This is a genomic window from Pseudomonas imperatae (assembly GCF_057128625.1).
In genome coordinates this window covers 49,719-70,937 of sequence record NZ_JBSKHP010000018.1, presented here as the reverse complement: position 1 = coordinate 70,937, position 21,219 = coordinate 49,719, and the positions used below count along the sequence as shown (strand labels likewise).

Annotated in this window: 22 protein-coding genes; 10 read left to right on the top strand and 12 right to left on the bottom strand. The window is 65.7% G+C overall.

Annotated elements, in window-relative coordinates; translation table 11 throughout:
* Positions 1-76: 76 nt before the first annotated feature.
* On the top strand, positions 77-982 hold the full coding sequence (locus ACWKWX_RS21820) for a LysR family transcriptional regulator (protein WP_473006268.1): 906 nt from the start codon (positions 77-79) through the stop codon (positions 980-982).
* 73 nt (positions 983-1,055) lie between these two features.
* Positions 1,056-1,562 carry a peptide-methionine (S)-S-oxide reductase MsrA gene (gene msrA / locus ACWKWX_RS21815; protein WP_416423721.1) on the top strand — a complete coding sequence of 169 codons (507 nt, stop codon included), beginning with the start codon at positions 1,056-1,058 and terminating at the stop codon, positions 1,560-1,562.
* A 210-nt stretch (positions 1,563-1,772) separates the two neighbouring features.
* On the opposite strand, the gene ACWKWX_RS21810 is transcribed toward msrA, so the two are convergent.
* The 3 genes from ACWKWX_RS21810 to ACWKWX_RS21800 form a co-directional block, all read right to left on the bottom strand.
* Entirely contained in the window at positions 1,773-2,060 is a 288-nt protein-coding gene (locus ACWKWX_RS21810) for a DUF3077 domain-containing protein (protein WP_483828891.1), read from the bottom strand.
* A gap of 445 nt (positions 2,061-2,505) precedes the next feature.
* Positions 2,506-2,865 carry a DUF427 domain-containing protein gene (locus tag ACWKWX_RS21805; protein ID WP_416423719.1) on the bottom strand — a complete coding sequence of 120 codons (360 nt, stop codon included), beginning with the start codon at positions 2,863-2,865 and terminating at the stop codon, positions 2,506-2,508.
* Positions 2,866-2,917: 52 nt separating this feature from the next.
* The gene (locus tag ACWKWX_RS21800) at positions 2,918-3,334 is read right to left on the bottom strand and encodes a winged helix-turn-helix transcriptional regulator (protein ID WP_483828890.1); all 417 of its coding nucleotides are present in this window, start codon (positions 3,332-3,334) and stop codon (positions 2,918-2,920) included.
* Between the two features lie 135 nt (positions 3,335-3,469).
* Here ACWKWX_RS21800 and ACWKWX_RS21795 point away from each other — a divergent pair, with 135 nt between their 5' ends.
* Positions 3,470-5,071 (top strand): phytoene desaturase family protein, encoded by a 1,602-nt coding sequence (locus ACWKWX_RS21795; RefSeq protein WP_483828889.1) that lies wholly within the window; start codon positions 3,470-3,472, stop codon positions 5,069-5,071.
* 2 nt (positions 5,072-5,073) lie between these two features.
* The gene (locus tag ACWKWX_RS21790; RefSeq protein WP_473006261.1) at positions 5,074-5,304 is read left to right on the top strand and encodes a hypothetical protein; all 231 of its coding nucleotides are present in this window, start codon (positions 5,074-5,076) and stop codon (positions 5,302-5,304) included.
* Positions 5,305-5,386: 82 nt separating this feature from the next.
* Here ACWKWX_RS21790 and ACWKWX_RS21785 read toward each other — a convergent pair whose 3' ends face one another.
* A complete protein-coding gene (locus tag ACWKWX_RS21785) occupies positions 5,387-6,364 on the bottom strand; it encodes an aldo/keto reductase (RefSeq protein WP_483828888.1) in 978 nt (325 codons plus the stop codon).
* Positions 6,365-6,464: 100 nt separating this feature from the next.
* On the opposite strand from ACWKWX_RS21785, the gene ACWKWX_RS21780 reads away from it, so the two are divergent.
* Together ACWKWX_RS21780 and ACWKWX_RS21775 are read left to right on the top strand one after the other, a co-directional pair.
* The gene (locus ACWKWX_RS21780; RefSeq protein WP_483828887.1) at positions 6,465-7,361 is read left to right on the top strand and encodes a LysR family transcriptional regulator; all 897 of its coding nucleotides are present in this window, start codon (positions 6,465-6,467) and stop codon (positions 7,359-7,361) included.
* A gap of 33 nt (positions 7,362-7,394) precedes the next feature.
* Positions 7,395-8,240: an NAD-dependent protein deacetylase gene (locus tag ACWKWX_RS21775; protein WP_473006258.1), complete on the top strand. Its 846-nt coding sequence runs from the start codon at positions 7,395-7,397 to the stop codon at positions 8,238-8,240.
* Between the two features lie 37 nt (positions 8,241-8,277).
* On the opposite strand, the gene ACWKWX_RS21770 is transcribed toward ACWKWX_RS21775, so the two are convergent.
* From ACWKWX_RS21770 to ACWKWX_RS21740, 7 genes are all read right to left on the bottom strand, one after another.
* Positions 8,278-9,198 carry a GlxA family transcriptional regulator gene (locus ACWKWX_RS21770; protein ID WP_416427583.1) on the bottom strand — a complete coding sequence of 307 codons (921 nt, stop codon included), beginning with the start codon at positions 9,196-9,198 and terminating at the stop codon, positions 8,278-8,280.
* A gap of 116 nt (positions 9,199-9,314) precedes the next feature.
* On the bottom strand, positions 9,315-10,313 hold the full coding sequence (locus ACWKWX_RS21765; protein ID WP_483828886.1) for a 4-hydroxyproline epimerase: 999 nt from the start codon (positions 10,311-10,313) through the stop codon (positions 9,315-9,317).
* A gap of 10 nt (positions 10,314-10,323) precedes the next feature.
* Complete coding sequence (locus ACWKWX_RS21760; RefSeq protein WP_483828885.1) at positions 10,324-11,175, bottom strand: ABC transporter permease; 852 nt, start codon at positions 11,173-11,175, stop codon at positions 10,324-10,326.
* Positions 11,172-12,035, bottom strand: a complete 864-nt coding sequence (locus ACWKWX_RS21755; RefSeq protein ID WP_473006256.1) for an ABC transporter permease — start codon at positions 12,033-12,035, stop codon at positions 11,172-11,174. Before ACWKWX_RS21755 ends, ACWKWX_RS21760 begins: the two co-directional genes overlap by 4 nt.
* Positions 12,032-13,150 carry a quaternary amine ABC transporter ATP-binding protein gene (locus ACWKWX_RS21750; RefSeq protein ID WP_416423710.1) on the bottom strand — a complete coding sequence of 373 codons (1,119 nt, stop codon included), beginning with the start codon at positions 13,148-13,150 and terminating at the stop codon, positions 12,032-12,034. The genes ACWKWX_RS21755 and ACWKWX_RS21750 overlap by 4 nt, the downstream gene beginning before the upstream one ends.
* 78 nt (positions 13,151-13,228) lie before the next feature.
* Entirely contained in the window at positions 13,229-14,080 is an 852-nt protein-coding gene (locus ACWKWX_RS21745) for a glycine betaine ABC transporter substrate-binding protein (protein WP_473006255.1), read from the bottom strand.
* A gap of 211 nt (positions 14,081-14,291) precedes the next feature.
* Complete coding sequence (locus ACWKWX_RS21740; RefSeq protein WP_473006254.1) at positions 14,292-15,005, bottom strand: GntR family transcriptional regulator; 714 nt, start codon at positions 15,003-15,005, stop codon at positions 14,292-14,294.
* A 508-nt stretch (positions 15,006-15,513) separates the two neighbouring features.
* Here ACWKWX_RS21740 and ACWKWX_RS21735 point away from each other — a divergent pair.
* From ACWKWX_RS21735 to ACWKWX_RS21720, 4 genes are all read left to right on the top strand, one after another.
* Positions 15,514-16,833 (top strand): NAD(P)/FAD-dependent oxidoreductase, encoded by a 1,320-nt coding sequence (locus ACWKWX_RS21735; RefSeq protein WP_483828884.1) that lies wholly within the window; start codon positions 15,514-15,516, stop codon positions 16,831-16,833.
* A gap of 167 nt (positions 16,834-17,000) precedes the next feature.
* Complete coding sequence (locus tag ACWKWX_RS21730) at positions 17,001-18,332, top strand: MFS transporter (RefSeq protein ID WP_483828883.1); 1,332 nt, start codon at positions 17,001-17,003, stop codon at positions 18,330-18,332.
* A gap of 31 nt (positions 18,333-18,363) precedes the next feature.
* Entirely contained in the window at positions 18,364-19,269 is a 906-nt protein-coding gene (locus ACWKWX_RS21725) for a dihydrodipicolinate synthase family protein (protein ID WP_483828882.1), read from the top strand.
* Positions 19,266-20,762 (top strand): aldehyde dehydrogenase, encoded by a 1,497-nt coding sequence (locus tag ACWKWX_RS21720; RefSeq protein WP_473006250.1) that lies wholly within the window; start codon positions 19,266-19,268, stop codon positions 20,760-20,762. Before ACWKWX_RS21725 ends, ACWKWX_RS21720 begins: the two co-directional genes overlap by 4 nt.
* Positions 20,763-20,884: 122 nt before the next feature.
* Here the strand turns inward: ACWKWX_RS21720 and ACWKWX_RS21715 are convergent, their stop codons facing one another.
* Positions 20,885-21,187 (bottom strand): DUF4124 domain-containing protein, encoded by a 303-nt coding sequence (locus tag ACWKWX_RS21715; RefSeq protein ID WP_483828881.1) that lies wholly within the window; start codon positions 21,185-21,187, stop codon positions 20,885-20,887.
* Positions 21,188-21,219: the final 32 nt, after the last annotated feature.

Sequence of the window (21,219 nt, the reverse complement as noted above, 5' to 3'; positions counted from 1 at the left end):
GACGAATAACCCCGGCGCAGGTATAACGGCAACAAATGCCTGTGCCCACAATCATAAGAAAAACGGAGCAACGACCATGCGTTTCCATGGTTTGGACTTGAACCTGCTGGTGGTGCTGGACGTGCTGCTGGCCGAGCAGAACATCACCCGTGCCGGCGAGCGCCTGCACCTCAGCCAGCCTGCCACCAGCGCCGCCCTGGCCCGCCTGCGCAGCTATTTCGACGACGACCTGCTGGTGCAGATAGGCCGCAAGATGGTGCGCACGCCCATGGGCGAAACCCTGGCGCAGCCGGTGCGCGACCTGCTGATACAGATGCGCGCCACCCTGGAAAACCGCAGCCAGTTCCAGCCGCACCTGTCGAGCCGCACGTTCACCCTGATGGCCTCCGACTACGTGGGCATGGTGCTGATGCCCGAGGTCAGCCGGCGCTTGAATGCCATCGCCCCGCAGTGCGCCATCGAGCTGTTCTCGCCCACCGACGATGCGTCGCTGGAGATTGAACGCGGGCACGTGGACTTCCTGCTGCTGCCCGACACCCACATCCTCGAACAACACCCCTCGACGGCGCTGTTCAGCGACGAATTCGTCTGCGTGGTGTGCCGCGACCATGGCCCGCAGGCGCTGACCTTCGACGACTACAAGCACAACGGCCACGTGCTGGTGCGCTTTGGCACCGAACACCGTGCACCCACGGTGGACGACTGGTTTTTGCGCAGCTTCGGCTTCGAGCGCAAGGTGGAAGTCACCACCCACACCTTCAACAGCGTGCCGCCCTACCTGATCGGCACCCCGCGCATCGCCACCATGCACAAGCGCCTGGCCCAGCGCTGGGCGCAGTACCTGCCGCTGCGCATCCTGCCCACGCCGTGGGCGGCGCCGCAGATGACCATCAGCCTGCAGTGGAACAAGTACCAGCAGCATGACCCGGGCTTGGCGTGGTTGCGCAATCTGGTTATCGAGACGGCGGCGAGCCTGGCCTGATCTGTAGCCTGCGGCAGCGGCTACGATGGCGTATGCTGCCCTTCTGACTCATTCCGAGGGGAAGGACCGCACCATGACCACCCAAACCGAAACCGCGATTCTCGCCGGCGGCTGCTTCTGGGGCATGCAGGACCTGCTGCGCCGCTACCCCGGCGTGCTCGCCACGCGCGTGGGCTACACCGGCGGCGACGTACCCAATGCCACGTACCGCAACCACGGCGACCACGCCGAAGCCATCGAGATCGTCTTCGACCCGGCGCGCATCAGCTACCGGCAGATTCTCGAATTCTTCTTCCAGATCCACGACCCCACCACCCCCAACCGCCAGGGCAATGACCGCGGGCCCAGCTACCGTTCGGCGATCTATTACCTGAACGAGCAGCAGCGTGACATTGCCGAAGACACCGAGGCCGATGTGAACGCTTCAGGGTTGTGGCCGGGGCGCGTGGTGACCGAGATCGAGCCGGCGGGGCCTTTTTGGGAGGCGGAGCCGGAGCATCAGGATTACCTGGAGCGTATTCCGAACGGGTATACCTGCCACTTCATTCGGCCTAGCTGGAAGTTGCCCAAGCGCGGTTAATGGCCAGGGCTCGGCGTCGCCTGTATCGCGGCCAAGGCCGGCTCCTACCCCAACCGTGGTAGGAGCCGGCCTTGGCCGCGATGGGGCCACCTCGTACAGGTTCCATGCGCCTGGCACGTAGCCGCTGCCGAAGGCTGCGCTGGCCGGTGTGAACCCTGAAGATTGCCAGCGGGGCACAGGGCCAGCGCAGCCTGGCGGCAGCGGCTACGGTCAGGTGTGAGCCGTGGGGTGCGGCTGGGCCACCACCGCATCCACCAGCGCCTTGGCGCTTTCCACCAGGTGCAGCACCGACCACAGCAGGCCGGAATGGCCAAGGCCGATGTCAGTCAGTTCGTAGGTGGTTTCGTAGGCGCCCTTGAGCAGCAGCGAGGCGTGGGCCAAGGCGTCTTCGGCCCTGGCGCCTTCGGGGATGCAGAACAGCGGCTGGTCGTCGCTGTCGCGGATGCCGAAGGGGTGGTTGTGGGTGGTGCGTGGGGTATCGGGTGTAAAATCGTCCATTTCTTGCGTTCCTTGATTCATTGGCACCACCCCTGCCGCTGCTAAACGGACGGAGGGTGGCGGCTGTACGCGGGTTAGCAGACCGAGGAATCAAGGATCGAACCCGGCGCATCCGAAGATGCCCCACGCACAGCTGCCATAAAGGCGGGCCATCGGACACACGCAGTGCGTCAGCTGGCCGTAAACCGGCGCTTGATCCAAGATTCTTTTCAGGTCTGCTAAAACCCGACCACTGCAATGGCAGCGGCGAACGGAGGGTAATGGCAGCCCTGGAACCGGAACAAGCGCAGAATCCGCGCAGGGTATTATTTCAGAAGCGTCCTACAAAAGCCCACGGCATAGCCGCCAAATCCTGACCATTACCCCCGTAGCAGCGGCCGCAGGCCGCGTCACCGGCGCCCCCTCCTTTCCTGGTACACCGCTGGACGCAGCCTGGCGGCAGCTGCTACGGGGTTGTGGTGAACGTTACGCGGTCGGGGTAGAACGCCACGTAGCCCTCGATGCCGGCCACGGCTGGATAGGGTTTCTCATAGCTCCACACCGCGTTCTCGCTGACCTGATCGCCCGCCACCAGGCTGAAATAACTGGCCTGGCCCTTGTACGGGCAATAACTGGAATGCGCCGTGCGCTGGAAGTGCCTGGCGACGATATCCGCGCGCGGCAGGTAATACACCGGCGGGTAATGCGCCTCCTTGAGCGTCAGCGCGCGGGAGGTGCGGGCGATGGTGGTGCCATGAAACTGCACCTCCAGCGTGCCGCCCACGGGGCTGACGGTGATGGGGTGGTCGGCGGATGGCTGTTTCATCGGGTGCCTCGACGCAAAATGGTCCAACCACAAGCGTAGCCGTTGCCACGGGTCAGGCTTGATCGTACGCCACCCGCGCCGCCTCGATCGTCGGCGCCTGCTGCTCCAGCCACCCCACCAACCCTTCCAGGCGCGCCACCAGTTCCATTCCCAGCGGCGTCAGGCGGTATTCCACCTGCGGCGGAATGGTCGGGATCACGGTGCGCTGCAGCATGCCGTCGCGCTCCAGCGCGCGCAGTTTCAGGGTGAGGATGCGCTGGGACAGCTCGCTGTCGGCCATGGCGTTGACCTCGCGCTGCAGTTCGGTGAAGCGCAGCATGCCGTGGCGCAGTATCAGCAACAGCAGCGGGCTCCAGCGGTCGCCCAGGCGCGCCAGGGTTTCGCGGATGGGGCCCTGGGGGTCGTTGCCGTTGTGCCGCACGCGGGCGCGCAGTTGGTCCAGGGCCTGGCGTTGGGCGTCGTCGTTCACGGGGTATTCCTTGTTATTGGCTGGGGGGTACGCACATTCAGGTAACCGACCCACATAAAAGTGCGATCTTCCGCGCGCTGCACGCCTGCCCCATCATCGCCCCCACAGCCAATGAGCTGACTGACAAGAACAACAATGACGCGGAAGGTCCACATGAATCACTACGATGTCGTCGCCATCGGCGGCGGGCACAACGGGCTGGTGGCCGCGGCCTACCTGGCCAAGGCCGGCAAGAAGGTCCTGGTGCTGGAGCGCAAGGACTACGTGGGCGGTGGCGTGTCGACGCGCCAGCTTAACACGCCCGGTTTCTGGCATGACGAGCACTCAAGCGTGCACATCATGATCCAGGGCAACCCCATGATCACCCAGGACGAGCTGGGTCTGTTCAAGCACTTCGGGCTGAAATACAACTACTCCGACATCCCCCACGCCACGGTCTTTGAAGACGGCAGCGCGCTGATCACCTACCGCGACCTGGACAAGGCCTGCGAGTCGATTGCCAGCGTGTCGCCGCGCGACGCCGAGACCTACCGGCGCCTGGCGCTGAAAGCCATGGGCCTGCTGCCCATGTTCCTCTCCGGCTTCTACTCGCCGCCGCTGCCCATGGGCGCCATGGTCGCCATGCTCGACCAGAGCCTGGAAGGCCGCGAGCTGTTCGACGCCATGCAGCGCAGCACCCTGGACATCATCGACCACCTGTTCGAGCACGATAAGGTCAAGATCCACCTGCTGCGGGTGATCGCCGAGAACCTGCAGATGCCCGACGAGCTGGGCACCGGCATGGGCGTGTACGCCTTCGTCGGCATCATGCACAGCCACGGCGTGTCGCAGCCGGTGGGCGGCAGCGGCAAGCTGTCGGAGGCGCTGGCGCGCTGCATCGAACACTACGGCGGCGAGATCCGGGTCAACAGCGAGGTGCGCAAGGTGATCGTCAGCGACGGCCGCGCCGCCGGCGTGGAACTGAGCGATGGCGAACGCATACTGGCCCGCGACGCGGTGATCGGCGCCCTGCACCCCCACGTCATCAGCCGCTTCGTCGAAGGCCTGGACGCCGGCGTGGTGCAACGCGCCGAACGCGCCAGCCTGGCGCCGTTCAGCCTGTTTGTCAGCCACTACGACCTGCACAACAAAGCCGAATTCCACGCCGGCCCCGACGTCGGCCGGGCGACCATGCTGACCATGATGAGCAGCGACCGCCTGGGCGACATGCTCGACGACTTCGACGAACTGCGCCGCGGCCGCGTATCCAAGCGCAGGTTGGTGGCCGGCGGCGACGAGAGCATCAACGACCCCACCCGCGTGCCCGCCGGCAAGGGCATGTTCCATGGCATGACCTTCGCCCCCTACAACCTGGCCGATGGCGGCGCGGCGCGCTGGGACGAGTACAAGGAAGAGTTCGGCGACCTGAGTTTGCAGGCGTACCGCAAGTTCGTGAAGAACCTGACGCCCGACAACATCATCGCCCGCACGGTCTGCTCGCCGCTGGACCTTGAGCGCAGCTCGCCCAACTCCATGGTCAAGGGCGACGTACATGGCGTGGCGCCGTACTTCTACCAGAACTTCGCCCACCGCCCCACGCCCGACCTGGGCCGCCTGAGCGTGCCGGGCCTGGACAACCTGTACCTGGTGGGGCCGTTCATGCACCCCGGCGGCGGTGTGTTCGGCGCAGGGCGTGGCACGGCCATCAAGATGTTCGATGACCTGGGCATGGATTTCGAGCGAGTGACGAGGAACTGACCATGAAGATTTTTGGCAGCGATAACAGTGAGCTGATGGCCGTAAGCACCATCGAACGCAGCGGCAACGAACTGGTGCTCAAGGGCAAGATTTTCGGCGCCATGCCGATGATCGCCAAGGTGCGCCCCGAGGAAGCGCGGGCGGCGTTGAAGTTGCTGGACTTTAGGACAGTGATGTTTTTGTTGAGCCTGTTGTTTCGGCCGACGGTGAAAGTGAAGAAGCCGCACCGCTGATTGTCTTGTGGGAGCTGGCTTGCCAGCGAGTTTCTAGGGCCTCAACAACTCGCTGGCAAGCCAGCTCCCACAGGGGTATGTGTTACACCAACCGCTGGCCCTGCACGGACGCCGCCAGCGCGTCCAGGCTGGCCAGCGCCTGGGCGTCCAGGCGCAGGGTCAGCGCCGCCAGGTTTTCCTGCAACCGCACCCGGCGGCGGGTGCCTGGAATGGGCACCACGGTCAGCCCATGCACCTGCGCCCGCTGGTGCACCCAGGCCAGCGCCACCTGCGCCGCCGTTACCCCCAACTGCCCGGCCAAGGCCGTGACCTGCGCCGCCAACTGGCGGTTGTGCTTACCGGCCGCGCCGCCGAACTGCGGCAGCAAACCGCGGATATCACCCTCGGCGCCCGTCAGCCCAGCGCCGGTCAACATGCCCCGGCCCAACGGCGCGTACGGCACGAAGGCGATGCCCAGTTCCGCCGCCATGGGCACCACTTCGGCCTCCACGTCGCGGGCGAACAGCGACCATTCGCTTTGCACCGCGGTGATGGGGTGAATGCTGTGGGCCTCTTGCAACTCTTGCGCCGTCACCTCGCTCAGGCCCAGGTAACGCACCTTGCCGGCAGTGACGAGGTCGGCCATGGCGCCCACCGATTCCGCTAGCGGCACGTCCTTGACCCGGCGGTGCATGTAGTACAGGTCCAGGGTCTCGATGTTCAGCCGGCGCAAGGTTTCATCGATGGCGCGGCGGATGTACTCGGGGCGGTTGTCGAGGCTGAAATTCAGGCCCTCGCCGGGTGTGCGCACGAAGCCGAACTTGCTGGCGATCAGCACGTCGGCGCGGCGCGCACGGATGACCGGGCCAATGAAGCGTTCGTTGTCGCCGCTGCCGTACATGTCGGCGGTGTCGATCAGGCTGACGCCACGGTCCAGCGCCAGCTCCAGGGTGGCCCGGGATTCGTCGCGGTCGCTGACCCCGTAGAACTCGCTCATGCCCATGCAGCCCAGGCCTTGCACGCCCACCAGCGGGCCGTGGGCGCCCAGGCGGGTGGTGGCGATCGGGTCGTGTCCGTTCATTGCGTGGTGTCCTTTCAGTCAGTGAGCCGCCATGGTAAAAGTGCGAGGACAATGCGACTAGACAGCACAATTGGCATGGCCTTGTGAGCAGGATGCAGCAATGAAACGTGATGAACTGAGCGATTTGGCGGCCTTCGTCGCCGTCGCCGACGAGCACAGCTTTACCCGCGCCGCCGGGCGCCTGGGCATGTCACCCTCGGCCCTGAGCCACGCCATTCGCGGGCTGGAAAGCCGCCTGGGGCTGCGCCTGCTGACCCGCACCACGCGCAGCGTGGCGCCCACCGAGGCCGGCGAGCGGCTGCTGAAAACCCTGCGCCCGTCGTTCGCCGCCATCGCCACCGAACTGGGCGCGCTGGGCGAGCTGCGCGCCACCCCGGCCGGCAGTGTGCGCATCACCACCGTGCACCAGGCGGCCGTGTCGATCCTTAGCCCCGCCCTGCCCGCCTTCCTGGCCCAGTACCCGGACATTCGCGTGGAAATCAACGTGGATGAGCGTTTCACCGACATCGTCGAGCAGCGCTTCGACGCCGGCATCCGCTTTGGCGAGTCGGTGGAGAAAGACATGGTGGCGGTGCGCATCGGCCCCGACCTGCGCGGCGCGGTGGTGGCGGCCCCCGCCTACCTGGCGGCCCATGGCACGCCGAAGACGCCCCAGGCGCTGACGACCCACCGCTGCATCAACTACCGCCTGGCCAGCAGCCAGGCCCTCTACCAGTGGGAGTTCGCGCACAAGGGCCGGCCGCTGCGGGTCAAGGTGGATGGCCCGCTGGTGTTCAACGACAACGGCCTGGTGGTGCAGGCTGCGGTGGATGGCCTGGGCATCGCCTGCGCCCTGGAAGAGCAGGTGGAGCAGCACCTGGCCAGCGGCAGGCTGGTGCGCCTGTTGCAAGCCTGGTGCCCGCTGTTCCCAGGCTTCTACCTGTACTACCCCGGCCACCGCCAGACGCCGCCGGCGCTGGCGGCGCTGGTGGAGGCCTTGCGTTACCGCGCGGCATAAGCGCTATGCTGGTTTCTTTTGCGGAGCCTGCCCATGAGTGACTTCGACACCCTGTGCACGCTGATGGCCGCCCAGCCCTTCGTGGTGCTGACCGGTGCAGGCATCAGCACGCCCTCGGGCATCCCCGACTACCGCGACCGCGAGGGCGTGCGCCGCGGCCGCGCGCCGATGATGTTCCAGGAATTCCTCAGCGGCGCAGCCCTGCGCCAGCGCTATTGGGCGCGGGCCATGCTCGGCTGGCCGAAGGTGCGCCAGGCGCGCGCCAACGTCGCCCACCAGGCGCTGGCGGCGTTGCAGGCGCGCGGGTTGATCAGCGGCCTGATCACCCAGAACGTCGACGGCCTGCACGACCAGGCCGGCAGCACCGAGGTGGTGGAGCTGCACGGTAATTTGCACCGGGTGCTGTGCCTGGACTGCGGCCAGCGCCAGCGGCGCGATGACGTGCAGGTGGTGATGGAGGCCGAGAACCCCTACCTGGCCGGCGTCGATGCCACCCAGGCGCCGGACGGCGACACCCTGCTGGACCCGCGCTTCGAGGCGCGCTTCAAGGTGCCAGTGTGCCCCCACTGCCATGGCCAGCGGCTCAAGCCCGACGTGGTGTTTTTTGGCGAAAACGTGGCGGCGCCTACCGCCGAACGGGCCATGGCCCTGGCCAGCGCGGCGCCTGGGCTGTTGGTGGTGGGCTCGTCGCTGATGGCGTATTCGGCGTTCCGCCTGTGCCGCGCGGTGGCCGAACGCGGGCGGCCGGTGGTGGCGATCAATCTGGGCAGGACCCGTGCCGATGATTTGTTGGCGATGAAGTTGGAGGTGCCGTGCGATGAGTGCTTGCCGCGGTTGGCGGCGGGCCTTGTGGGAGCTGGCTTGCCAGCGAGCCGTTGAGGCCCGAAAAGCTCGCTGGCAAGCCAGCTCCCACAGATCATTTGACGAACCGGGTTTCCTTGGACGGCCGGTAGCCGAAGTAGCCGCTGTAGCAGCGGCTGAAATGGCTGGGCGAGACGAAGCCGCAGGCCACCAGCACTTCTACCATCGACAGCTCGGTGTGCTGCAGCAGGCGCCGCGCCTCGATGATGCGCACTTCCAGGTAATAACGCTGGGCCGTGGTGCCCAGCTGCTCCTTGAACAACCGCTCGATGTGCCGCCGCGAACGCCCGGCATACGCGGCCAGCTGGGCGAATTCCAGCGGTTCCTCAAGGTTGGCGTTCATCAGGTCGATGACCTGCCGCAACGCCGGGCTCACCGAGACGTTCTTCGACGGGTTGAGGCGCCGGTAGCGTGATTCACCAAACGCCAGAATATCCTCGATGCCTTCGATCAGGGCCTTGTCGTGCAGGCCCTTGATCCACTCCAGGGTCATCTGGAACGCCCCCGCCGGGCTTGAGGCGGTGAGGCGGTCGCGGTCCAGCACATAGGCTTCGCTGGTCACGTGGGACACCTTGGCAATTTCCGCCAGGGCCGGCCGGTGCTCGGGGTGGACCACGCAGCGGTAGCCGTTCAGCACCCCGGCGCGGCCCAGGAACCAGGCGCCGTTCCACAGCCCGGCCAGGGTCACCTCGCGGCTGGCGGCCGCGGTGATGAACGCGCTCAGGGCCGGGTCGGCCTTGAGCTCGGTGCGGTGGCCGCCGCACACCACCAGCAGGTCGAAATCCGCCGGTGTCACGGCGCCCAGCAAGGCATCGGGGCGAATCACCAGGCCCAGGTCGCTGGTCACCTCCTCGCCCGCCAGGCCCAGGGTGGTGCTGGCGAACAGCCCGGGGCGCAGCAGGTTGGCGGTGACCAGGGTGTCCAGGGCCTGGGTGAAGGCCGGCAGCGAGAAGTGCTCCAGCAGCACGAAGCCCACGCGGGTCTGCCGCGCGCCCGCCGCCGGGGCTGCGGGGCTGGCGCCTGCCTGGCGGGTGGCGGCAACGGGGGAAGTACGGTGTGAAATCACGTTGTTCTCTTATTCGTGGCTGGCGCCTACAGCAATAGAAAGCCGTGGGCCAGGGGGTCGCGGTCATCGACGAAAATTGTATTGTGCCCGGTGATCCTTGCCCAGCCTCCAATGCTGGGGGCGATGCCATCGTAGGTTCCCACCTTGAGCAGCGCCTCCACCCTTCCTTCGAACAGCGTGCCAATCAGGCTCTCGTGCCAGTAGGTGTCACCGGCCTTGAGCCGGCCCTTGCCCACCAGCTGCGCCATGCGCGCCGAGGTGCCGGTGCCGCCGGGCGAGCGGTCGATGGCCTTGTCGCCGTAGAACACCGCGCAGCGGCCGTCGGCCTTGGGGCTGCGCGGGGCGTCGCACCAGATGGCGTGGTGCACGCCGTGGATGTGGGTATGCAGCGGGTGCACCGGCTGGCACACCTGGGCCAGGGCCGTGCGCAGGCGCCGGCTGAGGCTGACGATGTCGCCGCTGCCCATGCCCTCCAGCCCCGGCCAGTTGGCTTGCGGCTCTACCACCGCATAGAAATTGCCGCCGTAGGCAATGTCCACCACCATCCGCCCTGCCCCCGGCACGTCCACCTCGACGTTGGCGGCGTGCAGGTAGCTGGGCACATTGCGCAGGCGGATCGAATCGACCCCGCCGGGGCCCATCTGGTACTCGGCGTCCACCCGCCCGGCCGGGGTCTCGATGGCCAGCCGGCCCGGCACGCGCGGGGTGACCAGGCCTTCTTCGATGGCCACCGTGGCCAGGCCAATGGTGCCGGCGCCGCACATGGGCAGGCAGCCGCTGACCTCGATGAACAGCGCGGCGAAGTCGCAGTCCTCACGCACACTGGGGTAAAGGATGGCGCCCGACATGACGTCATGGCCGCGCGGCTCGAACATCAGTGCGGTGCGCACCCAGTCGTGGTCACGCACGAAAAGGTCGCGGCGTTCGGCCATGGGCAGCAGCGGCAGCAGCGGCCCGCCGCCGGCCACCACGCGCACGGGGTTGCCGCAGGTGTGGGCGTCGATGCAGAAAAAGCTGTGGCGCATGGTCGACTCCTCAGGCCAGCTGGCGTGGTGAATGGCGCTGCAGGGCGCCACGGGACAGGCGGTCAAGCAACAGCGCCACGGCGACAATGGCCAGGCCGGCGCGCAGGCCCAGGCCCATCTCCATGCGCGTCAGGCCGCGCGTGACCTCGGCGCCCAGGCCGCCAGCGCCCACCAGCCCGGCCAGCACCACCATGGCCAGGGACAGCAGGATGCACTGGTTAAGCCCCACCAGCAGGGTGGGCGCGGCGGTGGGCAGTTCGATCTTCAACAGAATGTCGCGTGGCGAGGCGCCCGAGGCCTGGCCCAGCTCCAGCAGGTCCTTGGGCAGCTGCTTGAACGCCAGGGTGGTGAGCCGCAGCATCGGCGGGATGCCGTAGACGATGGTGGCGATGATCGCCGGCACGCGGCCCAGGCTGAACAGCATCACCGCCGGAATCAGGTACACCCATGGCGGCACGGTCTGCATGATGTTCAGCACTGGGGTGATCAGCGTGTCCACGCGCTTGACCCGCGCCGCCAGCACGCCCAGCGGGAAAGCCACGGCCACCGAGATCAGCACCGCCACCGAGACCAGGGCGATGGTCTGCAGGGACGCCAGCCACAGGCCGCTGAACAGGCAGAACAGCAGCATCAGCCCGGCGAACAGCGCCACGCGGCGGTTGGCGAAATACAGCGCCAGGGCCACGACGATGGCCACCAGCAGCAACGGCGGCGGCGCCAGCAATACGCCTTGCACCGCGCCCAAGGTGGCCTCGATGATTTCGCTGATGACCACGAACAGCGGGTGCAGGTGGCTGTTGAGCCAGTCCACCACGGGCGCCAGGTACTCGCCGGGGGAGAAATGCAGATCGGCAATGCTCATTGGCCACCTCCGGCCTTGCTGTGGGCGAAACTCTGCGCCAGGCGGTCGAGAATCAGGGTAAGGATAACGATGGCGATGGCGGCATTGATCGACTTGGCGATGTCCAGGGTGCGTATCGCGCCGTAGATGGACTCGCCCAGGCCGCCGGAGCCGACGATGCCAGCGATCACCACCATGCCGAAGGCCATCATCAGGCTCTGGTTGATGCCGGCCATGATGCTGGGCAGGGCGAACGGCAGGCGGATCTTGAAGAACATCTGCGTGGCGGTGACGCCGCTGGCGTCGCCCAGTTCGATGAACTCGCGCGGCGTCATGCGGATGCCCAGGGCGGTCAGGCGCAGCACCGGCGGCACGGCGACGATGAAGGTGGCCAGCAGCGCCGTGGCCGGGCCGTAGCCCAGCAGGGCGATGGCCGGCAGCAGGTAGATGTACGGCGGCAGGGTCTGCACCAGGTCCAGGCACGGGTCCACCAGCCGGTCCAGGCGCGGCGCCAGGCCGGCAGCCACGCCCAGGGGAATGCCCACCACCAGCGCCAGCACCGTGGCGGTCAGCACCAGGGCCAGGGTGCTGGTGGTTTCCGGCCACAGGCCGATCAGGTTGCAGCCCAGCAGCGCGACGAACGCCAGCAGCGCAAAGCGCCGGCCGACCAAACGCCAGCCCAGCAGCGCGATCAACAGGGCAATCACGTAGCACGGCGGCCAGGCCACCAGCCACAGCACGGCCTGGAACAGGCTCTTGAGCCCGGCGTTGGCCAGGTCGAACCAGTCGGCGCCGTGGTCCGACAGCCATTGCAGGCCGGCGTCGACGCGGTCGTCGAAGGGTTGGGCGAAATCGGGCAAGGCAACGCTGGCCAGGCTCATTGGGCACGCTCCACCGCAGCCTCAGGCACATCCTGGGTGAAGTCGTTGGGCAAGCCCTGCACGCCGCGCAACAGGTCGCGCGGGGTGATGATGCCGACGATGGCGCCCTTGTCGGTGACGGCCAGGGCGTCGCGGTCCGAGGTCATGATCAGGCCGATCAGCTCGTCGATGTCGGCCTCGACCGTGGTTTTGCTCAGGCGCGACAGGTCGCTGCCCGGATGCGCGGCGCTGTAGGCGGCCACCGGGGTCATCACCGAGTGCGCCTTTACCAGGTGCAAGCGCGAGATGCCGGCGACGAACTCGGCGACGTAGTCATCGGCGGGGTTGAGGACGATGTCCTCGGCGGTACCCACCTGAATGATCACACCGTCCTTCATGATGGCGATGCGGTCGCCGATGCGGATGGCCTCGTCGAGGTCGTGGGTGATGAACACCGCCGACTTGCCCAGGTCCTTGGTCAGCTGGCGGAACTCGTCCTGCAGCTGGCGGCGGATCAGCGGGTCGAGGGCGCTGAAGGGCTCGTCCATGAGGATGATTTCCGGGTCGGCGGTGATCGCCCGGGCCAGGCCCACGCGCTGCTGCATGCCGCCGGACAGTTCATTGGGGTAGCGCTGGGCCCAGTCGGTGAGGCCGACCTTGGCCAGCGCGCGCTCGGCCACCTGGTAGCGCTCGGCCTTGCCCACGCCCTGCACTTCCAGGCCGAAGGCGGTGTTTTCCAGCACCGTGCGGTTGGGCAGCAGCGCCACGCTCTGGAACACCATGCCGATGTGGCGGGCGCGCACCTGGCGCAGCTGGGTGGGGTTGAGGGTGGACAGGTCCTGGCCCTTCACCACCACCTTGCCGGCGCTGGGGGTAATCAGTTTGTTCAACAAGCGGATCAGCGTGGATTTGCCACTGCCGGACAGGCCCATGATGCAGAAGATCTCGCCCCGGCGCACCTGCAGGCTAACGTCGGAGACCCCGACCACACAGCTGAACTGTTGCAGCACCTGAGTCTTGCTCAGGCCTTTGTCCACCACCGCCTTCATGGCGGCAGGGGCGTTCTGGCCAAAGATTTTCCACAGGGACTGGCAATCGATCAGCACTTCATTGGCGTTTGCGTTGGACATTGTCATTTCGGAACCCGTCGAACCAGTTTTTCGCTGGTTTTTCTAATTAATCCAAGTTCGGCAGTGGCACAGCAGTGTCGAGGCTTATTGTTGTTTTACGTTTTCCCAGCGCTTGAGCAGTTCGCCGTGGCTGGCGGTCCAGCCCTGGATGGCCTGTTCCATGGTCTTGCCGTCCTTCACCTCGCCGTTGATGGCGGTGATGTCGGCCACCGGCACGAAGACGCTGGCCATCAGCTCACGGGCGTGGGGGTACTCAGCCGAGAAGCCCTTGTGGCCGATCCAGTAGTAGCCTTGTGGCGGCGGGAACACGCCTTTGGGGTCCTTGAGGAATTTGAGGTCGAACTTCTGCGCCATCCACGATGGCTCCCACACGGTGACGGCGATGGGTTCCTTGCGGTCCACGGCGGACTTCAGCGCGGCGGTCATGGCCGCGGTGCTGCCTTCCACCAGTTGCAGCTTGATGCCGTATTCGCTGACCGCCTTGGTGGCGTCGCTCATCAGGCCCGAACCGGGCTCGATGCCGATGATCTTGCCGCCCAGTTTGTCGGCGTTGTCGTTGAGTTGGTCCAGCGAATCGATGGGCACGTACTTGGGCACGGCGATGGCCTGGTACAGGCCGTGGGACACCGGCGAGAGTTTTTCCAGGCGGCTCTTGTTCTTGTTCCAGTAGTCATAGGCCGCGTAGTCGATCTGCGAAGCCAGTACCTGAATATCACCTTTGCCCAGGGCGGCGTAGGCAATGCCCCACTCCGAGAACTCCACCACTTTCACGGTATAACCGGAGTCTTCCAGCACTTTCTTGGTAATACCGGTAATGGGCGTCAGGTCTTCCCAGGACAGTGTCCCCATGGTGATGGTCTTTTCCTCGGCGTGTACCGGCAACATCACCATCGTTGCCAGGGTTGCCGCGCACAGTGCTTTCCACATCTTCTTCATGACTGACCTCGTAGTACGCAATAAAAAACACAGGGTTGAGTTTGTTAAAGCCACACGCCATCGCTCCGCACACGTTGCGTGCGGTCGTTACTTTAAGTTGCACCTCGAATTTCGCGCAGCCGGCTACCGTACGCCTTTGCGTTGTTTCAATGTTTATATATAAGCCGGCGCGGGCAGTTAACCCAGGCGCCGGTTATTCAACAGCGGCCGTTCACGACCACTTTTCGGAGTTCGAACCGCGGGGTAGTTCGCCGAGGCCATTGACATCGAGCCCTTGCGGCGCAATGAATATTTCCATGTTTTCCCGCGACAACTCCCAGTGTTCGAACACCAGGTCCACTACGGCACCTTCGTCATGTTTGCCGATGGCCTCGATGAACTGGTCGTGGTGCTCCACCGACAAGTCCAGGCGCCGCTCCATGTCCGGGTCGCGCGGCCGGTAAAAGGTATGGCCGATGCGTGCGTGGTCAATCAGCAGCCGCCCCAGGCTGGGCTCCAGGTACTGGTTGCCGGCCATCTCGCCCATGATCTCGTGAAAGCGATTGTTCTCCAGCACCATGCCCAGCGGGTCTTTGGCCAGTGTGGCCTGGCGGAAGCGGAACTGGGTCTGTTTCAGGTCTTCCAGTTGTTTAGGCCGGAAGTTGTTCACTGCCAAACGGCCAATGGCCGCGTAGATCATGGGCGCCACCAGGAAGAAGTTGCGCAGGGTGGCGTAGTTCATGGCGATTACCCGCGCACCGCGGTTTTCCTGAATATCAATGTAACCCTCGCCTGCCAGGCGGCGGAACACTTCGCGCACCGGGGTTCGGGACAACCCATAGCGCTCGCTCAGGCCCACCTCGTCCAGCACCTCGTCGGGGTCCAGTTCCATGGTCAGGATCTGACGCTTCAAGTCGTCGTACAAACTGTTCTTGCCGCTTTTCACAAACGACCTCCAAGGGCTGTTTTCGTCAACAGCGGCCGGCTTATGGAGCCAGACTCGCACGGCGACGGGGATCGGTCAACGGGTTGTATTCACGATGTATACACCGTGAACACCTGAGATTTTTTCATTGTCGGGGCCAAAGCCTTGCGGTTCAAGCCTTTGCGCACATGGCTAGCAAAAGGCCTGGTCGTTAACAGGAAACAAGGCTGTCGTTTTTGGAACAGTGCGAAGGCAGCGCTTGCCACCTGCGGCCGCTCGCCGCAGTGAAATTTGCTGCGCCAATATACCCGCAAACGCCCGTGGCATAAGGGCTTTGTGGAAAAAAACGGCCATTGCGGACGCTTTTCAAAGCCCTTCAAACGGATAAATCGGGGCCTCTAGACACCCCGATAAAACCTGCCCTATAGTGTGTCGACACGATGTATACACATAGTATTTTTAGCTCAGGCATGTGACGCCGGTGTGAACAGCCACCGGTTCGACAATTAAAAAAAACCGGGTCGTTGAAATGGCAAAGGTCACGCATATTCCCGCAGATGATTCCACGTGCGGCTGGTTCCACCTGGCCCCACCGCGCACGCCGCGCCCTGCCCACGTGGGCCACCGCACGGCGCGCTGGGTGGTGATAGGCGCAGGCTTCACCGGGCTTGCCGCGGCGCGGCAGTTGGCCAGGCGTTTTCCTGACGAAGAGATCGTGCTGGTGGAAGCCCAGCAGGTGGGCTACGGCAGTTCGGGGCGCAACGCCGGCTTCGCCATCGACCTGCCCCACGACATCGGCGCCGACGACTACATCGGTGACATCGCCACGGCGAAGATGAGCCTGGCGCTGAACCTGCAAGGCCAGTCGATACTCAAGGCGCTGGTGAAAGAACACGGCATCGACTGCCAGTTGCGCGAATGCGGCAAGTACCAGGCCGCCATCGAAGACCGCGGCATCGCCGTGCTGGACGCCTACCGCCGGGGCCTGGACAAGCTGGGCCAATCCTACGAGGTGATCGCCGGGCAGGACCTGCCCGGGCACATCGGCACCGGCTTCTACCGCCAGGCGCTGTTCACCCCCGGCACCGCCCTGGTGCAGCCCGCCGCCCTGGTGAAAGGCCTGGCCGACAGCCTGCCGGGCAACGTCACCCTGTACGAAAACACGCCCATCACCCAGGTGGAATACGGCGCCCAGACGCGCCTGGTGCATGCAGGCGGCAGCATCCTGGCCGACAAGCTGGTGCTGACCAACAACGCCTTTGGCATGAGCTTCGGCTTCCTGAAAGGGCGCATGCTGCCGATCTTCACTTACGCAAGCCTTACCCGCCCATTGACGGTGGACGAGCAGGCACGCCTGGGCGGCAAGCCCTTCTGGGGGGTGATACCCGCCGACCCGTTCGGCACCACCCTGCGCCGTACCGTCGACAACCGCCTGCTGGTGCGCAACAGCTTCAGCTTCAACCCCGATGGCGCCAGCCGGCAGAAGTACCTGCAGCTGTTCGCCAAACGCCACCGGGCGTCGTTCGCCAAGCGCTTCCCGATGCTGCCGGACGTGGGCTTCGAGTACACCTGGGGCGGCTCGCTGAGCCTGTCGCGCAATCACATGGCGCACTTTGGCCAACTGGCGCCCAACGTCTACGGGGCGTTGTGCTGCAACGGCCTGGGGGTTACCCGCGGCACCGTCACCGGCACTTTGCTGGCCGACTGGCTGGCGGGCGAGCGCAGCCACCTCACCGACTTCCTGCTGGCCGCCCCCGGCCCCAGCCAGAACCCGCCGCAGCCGCTGCTGTCGGCCGGGGTGAACATGAACCTGGCCTGGGGCCAATACCGCGCCGGCCAGGAGAGCTGATTACCCCCTCACCTGTTTTCGACACTCTTGCACCAACAATAACAACAACGCCCCTTGTGGGAGCTGGTTTGCCAGCGAGCTATTGAACAACTGCCAAAACTCGCTGGCAAGCCAGCTCCCGCAGAGACCGCGCGGTCACGTTGTACCGCGCGACAGAGGAGACAACAATGAAACCTTCCAACTGTTGCATTGAAGATGTCCCGCTCAATGCCTTTCACCGCAAACTTACCCTGCGTTCCGGCGGTGGTTCTTTCGTCGACGGTTATGTACTGAGTATTATCGGCATTGCCATGTTGCAAATGTCCGCGGCGTTGCAACTTACCGAATTCTGGCAAGGCATGATTGCCGCCTCGGCATTAATCGGCGTGTTCTTTGGTGGTTTCTTCGGGGGTGTCCTCACGGATCGCCTGGGCCGCAAGAAAGTTTATTTTATTGGCCCGCTGTTATTTATTGCCTGTTCCCTGGCGCAGCTGTGGGTAGAGTCCGCGTCCGCGCTATTCTTGTGCCGTTTTATCATCGGCCTGGCCGTGGGCATCGAGTACCCGGTGGCCACCGCGCTGTTGGTGGAATTCCTGCCGCGCAAGTACCGCGGCCCGCGGCTGGCGGCGCTGACCATCCTGTGGTTTGCCGGCGCCGCGTTCGCCTACATCGTCGGCAACACCCTGATCAACCTGGGCGGTGATGACGCCTGGCGCTACGTGCTGGCCAGCGCCGCCGCCATCGGCCTGGGGCTGTTGCTGCTGCGGCTGGGCACCCCTGAGTCGCCGCGCTGGCTGTTGAGCAAGGGCCGCGCCGCCGAGGCTGAACAGGTCATCAAGGGCGTGTACGGCCCGCAGTTCAGCCTGGCCAACCTACCGGAACAGGCCGAGCTTGCCTGCACCACGTTCTGGGGGCTGCTGATGAGCGGCTACGCCAAGCGCCTGGTGTTCGTCACGCTGTTCTGGTCGTGCTCGATCATTCCCGTGTTCGCCGTGTACGCCTTCGCGCCCAAGGTGCTCGAAGCCCTGCACCTGAAGGGCGACTGGGCGGCGTTCGGCTCCATCGCCATCACCCTGCTGTTCGTCATCGGCTGCATTTTCGCCAGCCAGCTGATCAACGTCATGGGCCGGCGCAGCATGCTCATTCACAGCTTCCTCTGGTCGGGCCTGGCGCTGTTGCTGCTGGGGCTGTTCCCCGATGGCAACGAACTGCTGGTGCTGGCCCTGTTCGGCGCCTACGCGCTGTTCATCGGCGGCGCCCAGGTGCTGCAACTGGTGTACCCCAACGAGCTGTTCCCCACGGAAATCCGTGCCGTTGCCGTGGGCATCGGTACCTCGCTGTCGCGGGTTGGCGCGGCGGTGGGCACCTACCTGGTGCCCCTCTCGCTGCAAGGCATTGGCATCGGCCACACCATGTATGTAGCCGCCGCCGTGACCCTGGTGGGCCTTGTGGCTGCCTGGGCCATGGCCCCTGAAACCCGTTCCCTGAGCCTGCGCGACGCCGCGGCGCTGGGTAATTGAACCTGCTGCCCCTTATCTAGGAGAACCACGCATGAAATTCGAAGGCATCTATACCCCGGCCATCACCGCGCTGACCGCCGACGGCCAGATCGACCGCCACGCCTTTGCCGAGACCCTTGAATACCTGATCGAGGCCAAGGTGCACGGCATCATCATCGGCGGCTCCACCGGCGAGTATTACGCCCACACCGCCCAGGAGCGCCTGGACCTGGCCACCCACGCCAAGGCCGTGATCGGCAACCGCCTGCCGCTGGTGATCGGCACCGGCGCCATCCGCACCGAAGACTCGGTGGCCTACGCCCAGGCCGCCCGCGAGATCAAGGCCGACGCCATCCTGGTGGGTTCGCCGCCCTACGCCCTGCCCACCGAGCTGGAGAACGCCGCGCACCTGCAGGCCGTGGACCGCGCCGCGAACCTGCCGATCATGCTGTACAACTACCCGGCGCGCATGGGCGTGAGCATGGGCGCCGCCTACTTCGCCGCCATCAAGCAGGTGAAGAACGTGGTGGCCATCAAGGAAAGCTCCGGCGACCCGGCGCAGCTGCACTTCCTGGCGCGTAACTACCCCAACATCGCCCTGTCCTGCGGCTGGGACGACCAGGCCCTGGAGTTCTTCGCCTGGGGCGCGCGCAGCTGGGTGTGCGCCGGTTCCAACTTCATTCCGCGCGAGCACGTGGCGCTGTACGAGGCCTGCGTGGTGGAGAAGGACTTCGACAAGGGCCGCAGGATCATGTCGGCGTTCATGCCGCTGATGGATTTCCTCGAAAGCGGCAAGTTCGTGCAGTCGATCAAGTACGGCTGCGAGCTCAACGGCCAGAGCACCGGCGGCGTGCGCGCACCGCTGCAGGCCATGACGGCTGAAGAGAAGCAGGCGCTGAAGAACGTCATCACTGACCTCAAGCGCGAAGTGGCGCAGATCACCGGAGGTGTGCAATGAGCACGTTGCTGAGCAAGGCCGAATACGCGGCCATCGCTGAAACCCTGGTGCTGCCGACGCAGGCGTTCGTTGACGGCGCGCCCTATGCGTCGCGCTCGGGCAAGACTTTCGCCACCACCAACCCGGCTACCGATAAAGTGTTGGCGCACGTCGTGGCCTGTGACAGCAGCGACGTCGACCACGCCGTGGCGGTGGCCAAGGCCGCCTTCGAGGATGGCCGCTGGAGCAAGCTTTCGCCCGGCGCGCGCAAGAAGGTGCTGCTGCGCTTCGCTGATCTGCTGGAACAGCACGCAGACGAACTGGCGGTGATGGAGAGCCTGGACAGCGGCAAGCCGGTGCGCGAATGCGCGCTGATCGACGTGCCGGAAACCATTCACATGATCCGCTGGCACGCCGAGTTGATCGACAAAATCTACGACAACACCGCCCCGGTGGGCAACGACGCCCTGACCCTGGTGGTGCGCGAAGCCATCGGTGTGGTCGGCCTGGTGCTGCCGTGGAACTTCCCGCTGCTGATGCTGGCGTGGAAAATCGGCCCGTCGCTGGCGGCCGGCTGCTCCATCGTGGTCAAGCCAGCCACCGAGACCACCCTCACCGCCTTGCGCGTGGCCGAGCTGGCCTTCGCGGCCGGCGTGCCGGCAGGCGTGTTCAACGTGCTGCCCGGCGGCGGCCAGGAAGTGGGCGAACCGCTGGGCCGGCACATGGACGTGGCCATGGTCAGCTTCACCGGCTCCACCGCCACCGGCCGCCGCTTCCTGCACTACGCCGCTGACTCCAACCTCAAGCGCATCGTGCTGGAGTGCGGCGGCAAGAACCCGGCCGTGGTCATGAGCGACGTCGAGGACCTGGACCTGGTGGCCAGCCACGTGGTCAACGGCGCGTTCTGGAACATGGGCGAGAACTGCTCGGCGTCCTCGCGGCTGATCGTCAACGAAGACATCAAGGACGATTTGCTCGAACGCATCGCCGTGCACCTGCGCGAATGGCAACTGGGCGACCCGCTGGACCCGGACAACCGCCTGGGCGCCATGGTCAGCAAGGCGCATTTCGACAAGGTGGCCTCCTACCTTGAACAGGCGCGCGTGGAACAACTGCAGGTGCGCGTGGGCGGCCAGACCGAGCAAGGCGTGTACGTGCAGCCCACGGTGGTGGACGGCGTGCCAGCCGACAGCCGCCTGTTCCAGGAGGAGATTTTCGGGCCGGTGCTGGCGGTGACCACCTTCAAGACCATCGACCAGGCCATCGCCCTGGCCAACGACACCGTGTACGGCCTGGCGGCGTCGGTGTACACCGACAACCTGCGCAACGCCATCAAGCTGTCACGCGAGATTCGCGCCGGCATCGTCACCGTCAACTGCTTCGGCGAAGGCGACGCCTCCACGCCGTTTGGCGGCTACAAGGAGTCGGGGTTCGGCGGGCGCGACAAGTCGGTGTGGGCGCACGACCAGTACACCGAGATCAAGACCATCTGGATCGACGTGTCCGAGCGCTGATTCCAGACGCGGCCTGCGGCCGCTGCTACAAGGACGCGCGCACCCCGCCGATCGCGCGGTTCCCGTAGCAGCGGCCGGAGGCCGCGTCAGGGGCGTCAGGGGCGTCAGGGGCGTCAGGGGCGTCAGGGAATGACGCTGGGCGGCGGCGCGGCGCGGGTGTGGCGCACGGTCCAGGTGATGTGTTCCTGGTGGGTGATGACCGTGCGCACCAGCACCACCCGCGCCGGGGCGGCGGCCGTGCGCTGGCGGGCGGCTGCCGCCGGGTCGTTGCCGCCGGCGGGGGGCACGAAGGTGCTTTCGCCCGCGCCCGGCGCGCAGGGCGTGGCGGCAAAGGCCACCGCGCCATCCGGGGCAACGCATTTGTAGGTGGCCGCGAACACCGAAGGCGCGGCCAGCGCCAGCAGCACGAATAACGCCTTGCTCATCCCCGCCCGTCCTTGTCTAGCCAATGGCGGCG

Bases quoted from the DNA above. Each gene is read 5' to 3' on its own strand.
- ACWKWX_RS21820 (WP_473006268.1), top strand. From the start codon at position 77: ATGCGTTTCCATGGTTTGGACTTGAACCTGCTGGTGGTGCTGGACGTG.
- msrA (WP_416423721.1), top strand. From the start codon at position 1,056: ATGACCACCCAAACCGAAACCGCGATTCTCGCCGGCGGCTGCTTCTGG.
- ACWKWX_RS21810 (WP_483828891.1), bottom strand. From the start codon at position 2,060: ATGGACGATTTTACACCCGATACCCCACGCACCACCCACAACCACCCC.
- ACWKWX_RS21805 (WP_416423719.1), bottom strand. From the start codon at position 2,865: ATGAAACAGCCATCCGCCGACCACCCCATCACCGTCAGCCCCGTGGGC.
- ACWKWX_RS21795 (WP_483828889.1), top strand. From the start codon at position 3,470: ATGACGCGGAAGGTCCACATGAATCACTACGATGTCGTCGCCATCGGC.
- ACWKWX_RS21790 (WP_473006261.1), top strand. From the start codon at position 5,074: ATGAAGATTTTTGGCAGCGATAACAGTGAGCTGATGGCCGTAAGCACC.
- ACWKWX_RS21785 (WP_483828888.1), bottom strand. From the start codon at position 6,364: ATGAACGGACACGACCCGATCGCCACCACCCGCCTGGGCGCCCACGGC.
- ACWKWX_RS21780 (WP_483828887.1), top strand. From the start codon at position 6,465: ATGAAACGTGATGAACTGAGCGATTTGGCGGCCTTCGTCGCCGTCGCC.
- ACWKWX_RS21775 (WP_473006258.1), top strand. From the start codon at position 7,395: ATGAGTGACTTCGACACCCTGTGCACGCTGATGGCCGCCCAGCCCTTC.
- ACWKWX_RS21765 (WP_483828886.1), bottom strand. From the start codon at position 10,313: ATGCGCCACAGCTTTTTCTGCATCGACGCCCACACCTGCGGCAACCCC.
- ACWKWX_RS21760 (WP_483828885.1), bottom strand. From the start codon at position 11,175: ATGAGCATTGCCGATCTGCATTTCTCCCCCGGCGAGTACCTGGCGCCC.
- ACWKWX_RS21755 (WP_473006256.1), bottom strand. From the start codon at position 12,035: ATGAGCCTGGCCAGCGTTGCCTTGCCCGATTTCGCCCAACCCTTCGAC.
- ACWKWX_RS21750 (WP_416423710.1), bottom strand. From the start codon at position 13,150: ATGACAATGTCCAACGCAAACGCCAATGAAGTGCTGATCGATTGCCAG.
- ACWKWX_RS21745 (WP_473006255.1), bottom strand. From the start codon at position 14,080: ATGAAGAAGATGTGGAAAGCACTGTGCGCGGCAACCCTGGCAACGATG.
- ACWKWX_RS21735 (WP_483828884.1), top strand. From the start codon at position 15,514: ATGGCAAAGGTCACGCATATTCCCGCAGATGATTCCACGTGCGGCTGG.
- ACWKWX_RS21730 (WP_483828883.1), top strand. From the start codon at position 17,001: ATGAAACCTTCCAACTGTTGCATTGAAGATGTCCCGCTCAATGCCTTT.
- ACWKWX_RS21725 (WP_483828882.1), top strand. From the start codon at position 18,364: ATGAAATTCGAAGGCATCTATACCCCGGCCATCACCGCGCTGACCGCC.
- ACWKWX_RS21720 (WP_473006250.1), top strand. From the start codon at position 19,266: ATGAGCACGTTGCTGAGCAAGGCCGAATACGCGGCCATCGCTGAAACC.
- ACWKWX_RS21715 (WP_483828881.1), bottom strand. From the start codon at position 21,187: ATGAGCAAGGCGTTATTCGTGCTGCTGGCGCTGGCCGCGCCTTCGGTG.